This is a genomic window from Enterobacter cloacae complex sp. S2, from assembly GCF_015159675.1.
Lineage (GTDB): Bacteria > Pseudomonadota > Gammaproteobacteria > Enterobacterales > Enterobacteriaceae > Enterobacter > Enterobacter intestinihominis.
Window position 1 is genome coordinate 64,338 of sequence record NZ_JADDTS010000004.1, and the last position, 12,530, is coordinate 76,867.

10 protein-coding genes and 1 pseudogene are annotated in these 12,530 nt (G+C 57.0%); 8 read left to right on the top strand and 3 right to left on the bottom strand.

Annotated elements, in window-relative coordinates:
• The first annotated feature begins 49 nt into the window (after positions 1-49).
• Entirely contained in the window at positions 50-529 is a 480-nt protein-coding gene (locus IPZ49_RS03265) for an arginine repressor (protein WP_003863366.1), read from the top strand.
• Between the two features lie 3 nt (positions 530-532).
• Here IPZ49_RS03265 and IPZ49_RS03270 read toward each other — a convergent pair.
• Positions 533-650: pseudogene (locus IPZ49_RS03270) on the bottom strand (hypothetical protein).
• Between IPZ49_RS03270 and IPZ49_RS03275 the strand changes: the two are divergent.
• The 5 genes from IPZ49_RS03275 to gbpA all read left to right on the top strand — a co-directional run bounded on the left by IPZ49_RS03275 (position 630) and on the right by gbpA (position 4,223).
• Complete coding sequence (locus IPZ49_RS03275; protein WP_022646880.1) at positions 630-734, top strand: pyrBI operon leader peptide; 105 nt, start codon at positions 630-632, stop codon at positions 732-734. The pseudogene IPZ49_RS03270 and the gene IPZ49_RS03275 overlap by 21 nt on opposite strands.
• Before the next feature lie 34 nt (positions 735-768).
• Positions 769-1,701 (top strand): aspartate carbamoyltransferase, encoded by a 933-nt coding sequence (gene pyrB, locus IPZ49_RS03280; protein WP_003863368.1) that lies wholly within the window; start codon positions 769-771, stop codon positions 1,699-1,701.
• A gap of 12 nt (positions 1,702-1,713) precedes the next feature.
• Positions 1,714-2,175, top strand: coding sequence for an aspartate carbamoyltransferase regulatory subunit (gene pyrI, locus IPZ49_RS03285; RefSeq protein WP_003863370.1), 462 nt, complete (start codon positions 1,714-1,716; stop codon positions 2,173-2,175).
• Between the two features lie 73 nt (positions 2,176-2,248).
• A complete protein-coding gene (ridA, locus tag IPZ49_RS03290) occupies positions 2,249-2,635 on the top strand; it encodes a 2-iminobutanoate/2-iminopropanoate deaminase (protein ID WP_003863373.1) in 387 nt (128 codons plus the stop codon).
• Positions 2,636-2,771: 136 nt separating this feature from the next.
• Positions 2,772-4,223 (top strand): N-acetylglucosamine-binding protein GbpA, encoded by a 1,452-nt coding sequence (gene gbpA / locus IPZ49_RS03295; protein ID WP_048966074.1) that lies wholly within the window; start codon positions 2,772-2,774, stop codon positions 4,221-4,223.
• 108 nt (positions 4,224-4,331) lie between these two features.
• On the opposite strand, the gene IPZ49_RS03300 is transcribed toward gbpA, so the two are convergent.
• Together IPZ49_RS03300 and mgtA are read right to left on the bottom strand one after the other, a co-directional pair.
• Positions 4,332-6,716, bottom strand: a complete 2,385-nt coding sequence (locus IPZ49_RS03300; RefSeq protein ID WP_063146632.1) for a beta-N-acetylhexosaminidase — start codon at positions 6,714-6,716, stop codon at positions 4,332-4,334.
• Positions 6,717-6,916: 200 nt separating this feature from the next.
• Positions 6,917-9,625 carry a magnesium-translocating P-type ATPase gene (gene mgtA, locus IPZ49_RS03305; protein ID WP_063146658.1) on the bottom strand — a complete coding sequence of 903 codons (2,709 nt, stop codon included), beginning with the start codon at positions 9,623-9,625 and terminating at the stop codon, positions 6,917-6,919.
• Between the two features lie 386 nt (positions 9,626-10,011).
• Between mgtA and treR the strand changes: the two genes are divergently transcribed.
• Both treR and treB read left to right on the top strand, forming a co-directional pair.
• Positions 10,012-10,959 (top strand): trehalose operon repressor TreR, encoded by a 948-nt coding sequence (gene treR, locus IPZ49_RS03310; protein WP_022646876.1) that lies wholly within the window; start codon positions 10,012-10,014, stop codon positions 10,957-10,959.
• A gap of 127 nt (positions 10,960-11,086) precedes the next feature.
• Positions 11,087-12,505, top strand: coding sequence for a PTS trehalose transporter subunit IIBC (gene treB / locus IPZ49_RS03315; RefSeq protein WP_022646875.1), 1,419 nt, complete (start codon positions 11,087-11,089; stop codon positions 12,503-12,505).
• Positions 12,506-12,530: the final 25 nt, after the last annotated feature.

Sequence of the window (12,530 nt, forward strand, 5' to 3'; positions counted from 1 at the left end):
ACGGATCGGTGCGGTGCCACCGGTTATTTCGGGAACTGATATGGGAACTATGATGGATTACGAAGAGTACTCTCCCAAAGAGCAACTACAGCTAACGGTCTGCCAGCGTCTGATCGCGGAAAAGAGCTATCTCTCCCAGGAAGAGATCCGCCGCGACTTACAGGAGCGTGGTTTTGAGACCATCAGCCAGTCCACCGTTTCACGTCTGCTCAAGTTGCTTGGTGTCATAAAAATTCGCAATGCCAAAGGGCTAAAGATTTATTCGCTGAATCCCCAGCTTCGCCCGGCCCCCGACGCGGCGCGTACGGTCTCTGAAATGGTGGTGAGCGTGGAGCACAACAGCGAATTTATCCTTATCCATACCGTCGCCGGATATGGCCGCGCGGTGGCGCGTATTCTGGATTATCACCAGTTACCGGAAATTTTAGGTGTAGTGGCCGGGAGCAGTATTGTCTGGGTCGCGCCCCGCGTAGTGAAGCGCACCGCGCTGGTGCATAAGCAAATTAATTATTTACTCAGAACGCATTAATATTCACAAAGAACCGTTTGCATTGAGTAAAGCGTGCATTAAATCGCTTGATCCCAAAAGCGAGCTGCGTATAATGCCCGACAATTTGCCGGGAGGAAGCATGGTCAAGCGTGTACGACATAACGTCTTACCGCGTCTGAAATCAGACGCTGGCCTGCCGTTTTTCTTCCCGTTGCTAAACCTATTCCCAGAGCCCCTCATTTGAGGGGCTTTTTTTTGCCCGGCGTCAGGAGATAAACATGAATCCGCTTTATCAAAAACACATCATTTCCATAAACGACCTCAGCCGCGAAGAGCTGGAACTGGTTCTGGAAACCGCGGCAAAACTGAAGGCCAATCCGCAACCGGAGCTGTTGAAGCACAAGGTGATTGCAAGCTGCTTCTTCGAAGCCTCGACCCGCACCCGCCTCTCCTTCGAAACCTCCATGCACCGTCTGGGCGCGAGCGTGGTGGGCTTCTCGGACAGCAGCAACACGTCGCTGGGCAAAAAAGGCGAGACCCTGGCGGATACCATTTCGGTTATCAGTACCTACGTTGACGCGATTGTGATGCGCCACCCGCAGGAGGGCGCGGCGCGTCTGGCGACCGAGTTTTCCGGCGGCATTCCGGTACTGAACGCCGGTGACGGCGCCAACCAGCATCCGACGCAGACCCTGCTGGATCTGTTCACCATTCAGGAGACGCAGGGCACGCTTGAGAACCTGAACATCGCCATGGTCGGCGACCTGAAATATGGCCGCACCGTCCACTCCCTGACCCAGGCGCTGGCGAAATTTAACGGCAACCGCTTCTTCTTTATCGCGCCGGACGCGCTGGCGATGCCGCAGTACATTCTCGACATGCTGGACGAGAAAGGCATCGCGTGGAGCCTGCACGCCAGTATCGAAGAGGTGATGGGCAACGTGGATATTCTCTACATGACCCGCGTGCAGAAAGAGCGTCTGGATCCGTCCGAGTACGCCAACGTGAAGGCGCAGTTCGTGCTGCGCGCCAGCGACCTTGAAGGCGCGCGTGACAATATGAAGGTGCTGCACCCGCTGCCGCGCATCGATGAGATCACCACAGACGTGGACAAAACGCCGCACGCCTGGTACTTCCAGCAGGCCGGAAACGGCATCTTCGCTCGCCAGGCGTTACTGGCACTGGTTCTGAATCGCGAATTAGCTCTGTAAGGGGAGACGACCATGACACACGATAACAAACTCCAGGTTGAAGCCATCAAGCGTGGCACCGTGATTGACCACATCCCTGCGCAGGTGGGCTTTAAGCTGCTGACGCTGTTCAAACTGACCGAAACCGACCAGCGCATCACCATCGGCCTGAACCTGCCGTCGGGTGAAATGGGCCGTAAAGACCTGATCAAAATCGAGAACACCTTCCTGACCGACGAGCAGGTTAACCAGCTGTCGCTGTACGCGCCGGACGCCACGGTTAACCGCATCGACGATTACGACGTGGTGGGCAAATCCCGCCCAAGCCTGCCGGATCGCATCGAAAGCGTGCTGGTCTGCCCGAACAGCAACTGCATCAGTCATGCTGAGCCGGTTTCCTCCAGTTTCGCAGTGAAAAAACGCGCCAATGACATCGCACTCAAATGCAAATACTGCGAAAAAGAGTTTTCTCATTATGTGGTGCTGGCCAACTAATTGAGGTTGGTAATGAAATCCCGGCTGTTATAATGGCCGGGAACATTCTTAACGCTGTAATTCTGGAGAAAAAATGAGCAAAGTACTCGCGACGGAAAATGCACCAGCGGCTATCGGCCCATACGTTCAGGGCGTTGATCTGGGCAGCATGATCATCACTTCTGGTCAGATCCCGGTGAACCCAAAAACCGGTGAAGTGCCAGCCGACGTAGCGGCGCAGGCGCGTCAGTCGCTGGAAAACGTGCAGGCGATCGTGGAATCTGCCGGTCTGAAAGTGGGCGATATCGTCAAAACCACTGTGTTCGTGAAAGATCTGAATGATTTCGCGACCGTTAACGCCACTTACGAAGCGTTCTTCACCGAGCACAACGCGACCTTCCCGGCTCGCTCTTGCGTGGAAGTGGCGCGTCTGCCAAAAGACGTGAAAATTGAAATTGAAGCGATTGCCGTACGTCGCTAATTCAATTCAATTAAGAAAGGGCAGCTTAGCTGTCCTTTTTATTTCGACTATTTTTACTCTCCATATAAAATGACAAATCGCACCGTCCATTATTAAGCTTCTCCACCCGGTAATATTCTCTAATAATGGATGAGTAATGAAACTTTCAAAAATTGCACTTGCCCTCGCGACAGTGACCGTTGCATCGTCGGCATTTGCTCACGGCTATATTGAATCTCCAGCCAGCCGCGCCTATATGTGTAAGCTTGGCCAAAATATTGATTGCGGCGCTGTACAGTATGAACCGCAGAGCGTGGAAAAAACTTCCGGTTTCCCGACCGGCGCTATGCCGCCGGACGGCCAGCTCGCCAGTGCAGGTATTTCCCAGTATTCTCAGCTGGATAAGCAAAGCCTGAATGCCTGGACCAAAAACCCGATAACAGCAGGCCCGCATGAGTTCGTCTGGCATCATACTGCACCGCATAAAACCACTAACTGGCGCTATTACATCACCAAACAAAATTGGGATCCAAATAAGCCGCTGACTCGCGATCAATTTGAATTAACTCCATTCTGTACGATCAACGGAAATAGTCAGGCACCAGCCGTAACAAAATCTATGACTTGCAATGTTCCTGCGCGTACGGGGTACCAGGTTATTTACGGCGTGTGGGAAATTGCGGACACCTCAAATAGCTTTTATCAGGCCATTGACGTTGATTTCGGGAATGGTGGCAACGTTACCCCGGATGAAACGCCTGCGATCGTTTCCGAATGGAGCAAAACCCTTAGCGGCCAGATTGCCGGTAATAACCTGAACGTGGGCGATAAGGTTATCGCACGCTTCTTCGACGCCAACGGTGAAGTGACCGCCATGCGTACCGAAATGACCATCGGCTCTGCTGAACAAGGCGACGCTAACCAGTGGTCTTACGATCTGGCGCAAAAGATCAACACCGCTCAGAGCGATGTCCGCGTCGGTGTGAAAGATGAAGCCGGTGACATCAGCCCGGTTCACGGCGCCAACAGCGTATTCGTGAAAGACGGCAGCACGCTGAAATCCGTTGCCATCTCCTATGAAGAGCAAAAAGCGCAGGTGAGCGAGACCATCGCCGTTTCCGATCTGCAATACAGCAAAATCGAACATGGCAACGCGACCGTCACCTTCCACGTCAACACGCAGGGTGACGTTAATTTTGAAGCGCACGTGATGAACCACCACGGTGCGGAAAAAGGTTACCTGAAGCAGGACATGAACAACGTCAATCAGGACGTGACCATGACGCTGACTGACGTGACGGCGGGACACCATATGCTGAAATACTACGCGACCAATAAAGACGGCACGATGTTCGCCCAGGACGTGCTGAACCTGATGCTGGAAAGCGATGCGGCTGCGGACAGCACCGGCCACCACGACTTTACCTTCCCGGAGAATATCGCCTCGTACAAAGCAGGCACCGTGGTACTACAGCCAAAAGACGGTAAGACCTACGAATGTAAGCCTTTCCCGTACAGCGGCTACTGCGTGCAGTACAGCCCAACCGCAAACCAGTTTGAGCCTGGCGTTGGCGCGCACTGGAAAGAGGCGTGGGTGTTGAAGAACTGAGTGGAAAAACCTTACCCCTCACCCTAACCCTCTCCCCAAAGGGGAGAGGGTACCGATAGTGCCCCTCGCCCCTATGGGGAGAGGGGTTGGGGTGAGGGGTATTTTTTTCTACTGATTCTGCGTCGCACGCAGCAGCGTTTCCAGCGGGTACACCGCCGCAATCACCACTTCGTCCTGGATTTTCGCCGCGTTATCCAGTTCGCTCTGGATCGACGCGATCTCTTTATCATCCAGCGTTCCCTGACGTGCCACCAGATCCGTCAGCCGCAGGCCAATCGAGGCCAGCTTGTCCACCTCCTGAATTACCGGTTTGATGGCCTTCAACTGATAGCTGTTTTCGCTCAAGGCCAGCACGTCGCTGGTGTTGTTCTGCCAGCGGTTAAAGACGTGGCGCAGCGCGTCGGCGCTCTCCGTGTCTTCCGCATCGCTCACCAGACGGTCAGCCCATTTATTCATCTGACGCACGGTCGCACTTTCCGCGTTTAGCGCGTCAGCGAGCCGGTTGAGCGGCTCAAACTGATGATAGTTTCCAGCCTGGAACTTAAGATGCTGACGGGTGTAATACTGCGCCGGTTCAAGCGCCTGGGCGAGGATTTGCAGCGGCAAGGTATCCGCATTGTTAGCGAGGCGCGTGAACTGTACCTGCTGCTGGGTATGCTGCTGTAGCCCAACCGATACCGTGGACCAGCTGTCCATCGCCTGGAGCCGGGTATACATGTTGTCGATGTCGTTGACGTCCTTCGCCGACCAAAGCCGCTCCGCCACCGCAAAGGCGCGCGGCCACAGACGGATATCCAGTACTGGCGCGACTACGTTTTCCGCCCACAGCGCGGCTTCACCGCCGAGCAGATTGGCCTCGTTCGCCGGGTCCGGCACCACCGGCGGAACGCCTTTCGGCACCTCGTCCAGACGCGTGCCGCTAATCGGGTAGCGGGCGTTACCCACCAGGAAATAGCCGCTGAGCTTATCGTTCTCAACAGAAACGACCGGACGCGTTTCACCCATCCAGGTATCAACGGTAAACGTTACCTGATTGTCGTCCCGCCACTGAATGTTATCCACCGCCCGACGCGATTTCCCGGCAAAATCAATGAATCCGCGCCAGCCAGCATCGCCTTTCACCAGCGTAAAGCTGCCTTCCACCGGCTTGCCTTTCAGACGCGGCATGGAGAAAGCCCAGCTCTGGACGCTGTCGGTGTCTGCTATCACATCCACGCCGTTCAACCCCTGCGGCACAATTTCATTGCGGTAGTGGTAGGCGGTGGATTGCGGCTGATCGAGGTAGAAACCGGTAGAGAGAATGCCCTTATAGCCGTTCTGCGCCACCTGCCCCAGCGCGTCCTGTCCCTGCCAGGACTGGATCAGAATGCTTTTCGGCAGATCGGGATGGTAGATCTCATCCCAGCCAACCATCTGCCGGTGGTGCTTCTCAAGGATCGTCTCCAGCTTGCGGTTGAAATACGCCTGCAACGCATGGCTGTCCGCCAGTTTGTTGTCGCGCATGAATCTCTGGATCGCAGCGTTCGCTTTCCACTGGCTGTCGTCAACCTCATCGCCGCCAATATGCAGATACGGATCCGGGAAGATCGCCGCCAGTTCGCTGACCATCGCGTCGGCAAAGGTATAGGTCGCCTCTTTGGTGGGATCCAGCACTGGCTTAAGCACGCCCCAGTGGCGCTCCATGGCGTACGGCCCCGGCGCGCTCATCAGCTCCGGGTAGGCGACGGCAATCGCCGAGGCGTGGCCCGGCATATCAATTTCCGGCACCACGCGTATGCCGCGCTCGGCAGCGTAACGCACAATCTCGCGCATCTGCTCCGGGGTGTAGAACAGCCCATCGCTGGCAAGCTGGGTTAATTTTGGATAACGCTTCGAGGTAAAGCGCCAGCCCTGATCGTCCGTCAAATGCCAGTGCAGGACGTTGAGCTTAGCCGCGGCCATGCCGTCGATCTGGCGTTTGATATCGGGTAACGGGATGAAATGGCGCGCTGAATCGAGCAGCAGCCCGCGCCACGGGAAGCGCGGCGAATCTTCAATGCTAACCCACGGAATCGAGGTGTTTTCGGCACCGTTCTGCATCAGCTGGAGCAAGGTTTCCATGGCGCGCAGCGCGCCGAAGCGGGTGTTGGCGGAGATATTTACGCCGTTGGCGTCCACCGTGAGTTTATAGCTCTCATCGCTGTCCGGCAGCGGCTGCGGCTTCACTTTTTTAGCGATGGAAATACGGATGGTTGGCTTGTCAGGTTTTTCGGCCTGCGGCTGTAGCGTCCAGCCGGTTTGCAGGGCGATGCGCTGGCGCAGGCGGTTGACCGCATCCCCCAGATCGTCGCCGCTGACGCTCACGGTGAGTTGATTGTTAAGCACCAGCGCACCCTGCGTGGTCGGGCGTTCAACCTTCGCAGGCCAGGGCATTAAGGGAAGGTCGCCTGCCGGGGCGGCAAAGGCGGAGGCGCCGAGCATAAGCCCGGCGGTTAAGAGACTGTACCGTAACATGAATGTTCCTTATCAGACGGGCCAAATAAAGGCAAAACATTCTGTTAACATGCGCTCAAATTGTCGTCAAGCGAATGCGCCGACGGAGATCACAGGTTGTTGAATTTGGGAGGAAAGCCAGCTGCCCGGTGGCGGCTTCGCCTTACCCGGCCTACGTTCGGATCGTAGACCCGGTAAGCGCAGCGCCACCGGGCTTGCCGTTACTGCCATCCATACCGACGGCTATAGAACCCTTTGACCATCTGCGTCAGCACCATGTAACCCGCGAGGATCGCCACCAGCCACGGGAAGTAGCTCAGCGGCAGCGCCTGAAGTTGCAGGTAACTTGCAAGCGGCGAGAACGGCAGCGCGATCCCGAGCGCCATCACAATGCCCGTCATCACGATCAGCGGCCATGCGGCACGGCTCTGGATAAACGGAATGCGGCGGGTGCGGATCATATGCACAATCAGGGTCTGGGACAGCAGCCCCACCACGAACCAGCCGGACTGGAACAGCGTCTGGTGTTCCGGGGTATTGGCGTGGAACACAAACCACATCAGGCAGAAGGTCAGAATGTCAAAGATGGAGCTGATCGGCCCAAAGAACAGCATAAAGCGCCCCAGATCGGCGGGGTTCCAGCGCTGCGGCTTCTGGATCTGCTCGTCGTCCACGTTATCAAACGGGATGGCGACCTGAGAGACATCGTACATCAGGTTCTGGATCAGCAGGTGCAGCGGCAGCATCGGCAGGAACGGCAGGAAGGCGCTCGCCACCAGCACGCTGAAGACGTTACCGAAGTTGGAGCTGGCGGTCATTTTGATGTATTTGAGCATATTGGCGAAGGTGCGACGCCCTTCGATGACGCCCTCCTCCAGCACCATCAGGCTCTTTTCCAGCAGAATGATATCTGCCGCCTCGCGGGCGATATCCACCGCGCCGTCCACGGAGATACCGATATCCGCCGCACGCAGGGCTGGCGCATCGTTGATGCCGTCGCCCATAAAGCCCACCACGTGCCCTTCACGACGCAGCAGAGTGACGATGCGTTCTTTATGCATCGGCGTCAGGCGGGCAAACAGCGTGGTGCGCAGGGCAAGCTCGGCCAGCTCATCGTCGGACAGGTGCTCAATGTCGCTCCCCACCACGACGTCGCCCGCGTCCAGGCCCACTTCGTGGCACACTTTGGCCGCCACCAGCTCGCTGTCGCCGGTCAGGATTTTGACGGTGATCCCGCTCGCTTTCAGTGCTTTCAGCGCCGGCGCGGTGGTCTCTTTCGGCGGATCGAGGAATGCGATGTAACCCTCGAGGATCAAATCGGATTCATCGATACGCTGGTAGTCCCCTTCCCGCGCGGGCAGGAACTTGCTTGCTACCGCCACCACGCGCAGCCCCTGACGGTTCAGGTTATCGGTGACGCGTTTGATGCGGCGCAGCATGGTCTCATCCAGCGGCACGATCTCGCCGTTATGACGCACCTGCGTGGAAACATTCAGGATCTCCTGCAATGCCCCTTTGCAGATCAGCTGATGTACGTCCGGCTGCTCGCTGACCACCACCGACATGCGGCGCCGTTCAAAGTCGAACGGAATTTCGTCCACCTTCTGCCAGCGGCCGGAGAGCATGAGGGCAGACTCTTCATCCACACCTTCCAGCACCGCCACGTCGAGCAGGTTTTTCAGCCCTGTCTGGTAGTGACTGTTCAGCCACGCGCTGTACAGCACCCGTTCGCTGGTCTTTCCGGCGATATCGGTGTGGTTCTCCAGCACGATTTTGTCCTGGGTCAGGGTGCCGGTTTTATCGGTGCAAAGAATATCCATCGCGCCAAAGTTCTGGATGGCATCGAGGTGTTTGACGATCACCTTTTGTTTAGAGAGTTTGACCGCCCCGCGCGCCAGCGTGGAGGTGACAATCATCGGCAGCATTTCCGGCGTTAAGCCGACAGCCACGGAGAGGGCGAACAGCGCCGCTTCCCACCAGTCACCTTTGGTGTAGCCGTTGATCAGCAGGACAATCGGCGTCATGACCATCATAAAGCGGATCAGCAGCATGCTGACGCGGCCAATGCCTTTCTGGAATGCGTTCGGCTCGCTCTCCTGCTCGCTGACGCGTCCGGCAAGCTGCCCAAACCAGGTGTTGCCGCCGGTAGCGGTGACAATGGCCTGCGCCGTGCCGCTGACCACCGTGGTGCCCATAAAGCACAGGGTGTCGCATTCCAGCGGGTTCATCTGCTGCGGATCGCGGGTCCTCGCCACCTTCTCTACGGGCAGGGATTCACCGGTGAGTGACGCCTGCGCGACGAACAGATCCCGCGCCTGGATGATGCGTAAATCCGCCGGGATCATGTCCCCCGCCGCCAGCTTCACCAGATCGCCCGGCACCAGCTGGTCAATGGGCAGTTCAATCCAGGCGTTTTCGCCGAGGTCATTAATCACGCGCGACACGGTGGCAGTATTGCTGACCATCGCTTTCAGCGCATCCGCCGCTTTGGTGGAGCGCGCTTCCTGAATAAAGTTAAGCAGCGTGGAGATCCCCACCATCAGGGCAATTACGCCTGCGGCAAACAGATCTTCAGTGGCGTAAGAGATAATCCCGAGCACCGTCAGCAGCAGGTTGAACGGATTGCGGTAGCAGAGCCACAGGTGGACCCACCATGGAGAGGGTTTTTGCGCCGGGATCTGGTTATCGCCATGTTCCTCGCGGATTTTTGACACTTCTTGCGCGTTCAGCCCTTCCGGGTGGCCGCCAAAGGCGCGCCAGACTTCGCTTTCATCCATCGCCGCCACGTTCAGGCAGCGCTCGGTCAGGGAAGCGGGGATTTCCGCGCCCGCCAGGGTGCTGGCATTTGGCAGCGGATCGCGCGCAATCAGGCGATGTGGCAGGTGGCGGCTCAGCTGCGCGAACAGCTGCCGGGTGATATTTTTCAGCATAGTCATTCCCCCGCATCCGGAAAGGCGGACGCAGTTTTCCCGCAGGCGTGGCAGAGCCGTACCTGTCAGGCACTTAATTTATCAAGCAGGAACGTATGAACGTTGCTGCCTCACGCCGGTGAGACAGCAAAAGGCTGGCTTACCGGAAAGAAGGTTTTCTCCTGGTCAGGAGAGGTGTGGGATCGGGATCCATGTGGCCTCCGGTAAGTTAAAAATGGGATGTCGTCGCGCAGTATAAGGATTTAACCATACCTTTTGTGACTATTCGGGCGGTATGATACCCCCTCGTAAATAAACCGCACGTAAACCAGACTTTGCCCATAGCGAATTCGCAGGATAGCATTAGGCTCAACTGATTATTTTATCGTTGTTACAGGGAATACAGCATGCAGAACCGCCTTACGATTAAAGACATCGCGCGTTTAAGCGGCGTGGGGAAATCGACCGTCTCACGCGTGCTTAACAACGAAAGCGGTGTCAGCGAGCGCACACGCGAGCGCGTCGAGGCGGTGATGAATCAGCACGGTTTTTCCCCTTCCCGCTCCGCGCGCGCCATGCGCGGGCAGAGCGATAAAGTGGTCGCCATTATTGTCTCGCGTCTGGATTCCCTCTCCGAAAACCTCGCCGTACAGACGATGCTGCCCGCGTTCTACGAGCAGGGCTACGATCCGATCATGATGGAGAGTAAGTTTTCCGCGCAAATGGTGGAGGAGCATCTCGGTATGCTTCAGCGCCGCAACATTGATGGCGTAGTGCTGTTCGGGTTTACCGGCCTTAAAGAGGACATGCTTAAACCCTGGCAGCCGTCTCTGGTGCTGCTGGCGCGCGACGCCAGCGGGTTTGCCTCTGTCTGTTACGATGACGAAGGGGCAATCGTGATCCTGATGCAGCGCCTGTATGAGCAGGGCCATCGGCATATCAGCTATCTCGGCGTGCCGCATGCCGACATCACCACCGGCAAGCGTCGCCATGAAGCGTACCTGGCGTTTTGTAAAAAAAACAATCTCCCCGCCGTGGCCGCGCTGCCTGGACTGGGTATGAAACAGGGATATGAGCAGGTCGCCAGCGTGCTGACTGCACAAACCACCGCCCTGGTGTGCGCCACGGATACCCTTGCATTGGGTGCGAGCAAATATTTGCAGGAACAACGCATCGGGGAGCTGCAGTTAGCGAGCGTGGGAAGCACGCCGCTGATGAAGTTCTTACACCCGGAGATTATCAGCGTTGACCCGGGTTATGCCGAGTCTGGCCGGCAGGCTGCCGCGCAGCTGATCGAGCAAATTACCGGGCGTACCGAGCCCCGTCAGATCGTTATTCCAGCCCGCCTCTCATAATTTTTTTGAATGGATTATTGTGATCTTCGCCCGATTTCGGGAACGTTCCCATTTTCGCCGTCACGTTGAAGGAGTAGGCTTGCGCACAGGTCATAACCCCTTTCACCATCTGTCATGAGGTTTCATGATGAGTAAAGTCAAACAAGCCGATATCGATCAGCTGATCGTCCTGGTCGGCGGACGCGAGAACATCGCCACCGTCAGCCATTGCATTACCCGCCTGCGCTTCGTGCTGAACGATCCGGCCAAAGCCAATCCGAAAGCCATTGAAGAGTTGAAAATGGTTAAAGGCTGCTTCACCAACGCCGGGCAGTTCCAGGTGGTGATTGGTACCGAAGTGGGCGATTACTATCAGGCTCTGCTGGCGACTACCGGGCACTCTTCCGCCGATAAAGAGCAGGCGAAGAAGGCAGCGCGCCAGAATATGAAATGGCATGAGCAGCTGATTTCCCATTTTGCGGAGATCTTCTTCCCACTGCTGCCGGCGCTGATCAGCGGGGGCTTAATTCTGGGCTTCCGTAACGTCATCGGCGATGTGCCAATGAGCGACGGCAAAACCCTGGCGCAGATGTACCCGGCGCTGCAAAGCATCTATGACTTCCTGTGGCTGATTGGCGAAGCCATCTTCTTCTATCTGCCGGTCGGGATCTGCTGGTCAGCGGTGCGCAAGATGGGCGGAACGCCCATTCTCGGAATCGTACTCGGCGTGACGCTGGTCTCTCCGCAGTTAATGAACGCTTACTTACTTGGTCAGCAAACGCCAGAGGTGTGGAACTTCGGCCTGTTTACCATCGCCAAAGTGGGCTACCAGGCGCAGGTTATCCCGGCATTGCTGGCGGGTCTGGCGCTGGGCTTTATTGAGACACGTCTGAAGCGCATCGTGCCGGACTATCTCTATCTGGTGGTGGTCCCGGTCTGCTCGCTGATCCTGGCGGTGTTCCTGGCGCATGCCTTTATCGGTCCGTTTGGCCGCATGATTGGCGACGGCGTGGCCTTCGCGGTCCGTCACCTGATGACCGGCAGCTTCGCACCGATTGGCGCCGCACTGTTCGGCTTCCTGTACGCTCCGCTGGTGATCACCGGCGTGCACCAGACCACGCTGGCGATCGATATGCAGATGATCCAGAGCCTCGGCGGCACGCCGGTCTGGCCGATTATCGCCCTGTCTAACATTGCGCAGGCCTCGGCGGTAACCGGCATCATCATCGTCAGCCGTAAGCACAACGAGCGTGAGATCTCCGTTCCGGCTGCTATCTCCGCTTACCTCGGCGTCACTGAACCGGCGATGTACGGTATCAACCTGAAATATCGCTTCCCGATGCTCTGCGCGATGATCGGCTCCGGTCTGGCGGGCTTGCTGTGCGGCCTGAACGGCGTAATGGCAAACGGGATTGGCGTCGGCGGCCTGCCGGGTATCCTCTCCATTCAGCCTTCATTCTGGCAGGTATTTGCGCTGGCGATGGCGGTGGCGATTATCATCCCAATGGCGCTGACTACCGTGGTTTACCAGCGTAAGTTCCGTCAGGGCACGTTGCAGATTGTTTAATTCCCTTTTTCGGGGCGCAGTTGCG

Bases quoted from the DNA above. Each gene is read 5' to 3' on its own strand.
- IPZ49_RS03265 (WP_003863366.1), top strand. From the start codon at position 50: ATGATGGATTACGAAGAGTACTCTCCCAAAGAGCAACTACAGCTAACG.
- IPZ49_RS03275 (WP_022646880.1), top strand. From the start codon at position 630: ATGGTCAAGCGTGTACGACATAACGTCTTACCGCGTCTGAAATCAGAC.
- pyrB (WP_003863368.1), top strand. From the start codon at position 769: ATGAATCCGCTTTATCAAAAACACATCATTTCCATAAACGACCTCAGC.
- pyrI (WP_003863370.1), top strand. From the start codon at position 1,714: ATGACACACGATAACAAACTCCAGGTTGAAGCCATCAAGCGTGGCACC.
- ridA (WP_003863373.1), top strand. From the start codon at position 2,249: ATGAGCAAAGTACTCGCGACGGAAAATGCACCAGCGGCTATCGGCCCA.
- gbpA (WP_048966074.1), top strand. From the start codon at position 2,772: ATGAAACTTTCAAAAATTGCACTTGCCCTCGCGACAGTGACCGTTGCA.
- IPZ49_RS03300 (WP_063146632.1), bottom strand. From the start codon at position 6,716: ATGTTACGGTACAGTCTCTTAACCGCCGGGCTTATGCTCGGCGCCTCC.
- mgtA (WP_063146658.1), bottom strand. From the start codon at position 9,625: ATGCTGAAAAATATCACCCGGCAGCTGTTCGCGCAGCTGAGCCGCCAC.
- treR (WP_022646876.1), top strand. From the start codon at position 10,012: ATGCAGAACCGCCTTACGATTAAAGACATCGCGCGTTTAAGCGGCGTG.
- treB (WP_022646875.1), top strand. From the start codon at position 11,087: ATGAGTAAAGTCAAACAAGCCGATATCGATCAGCTGATCGTCCTGGTC.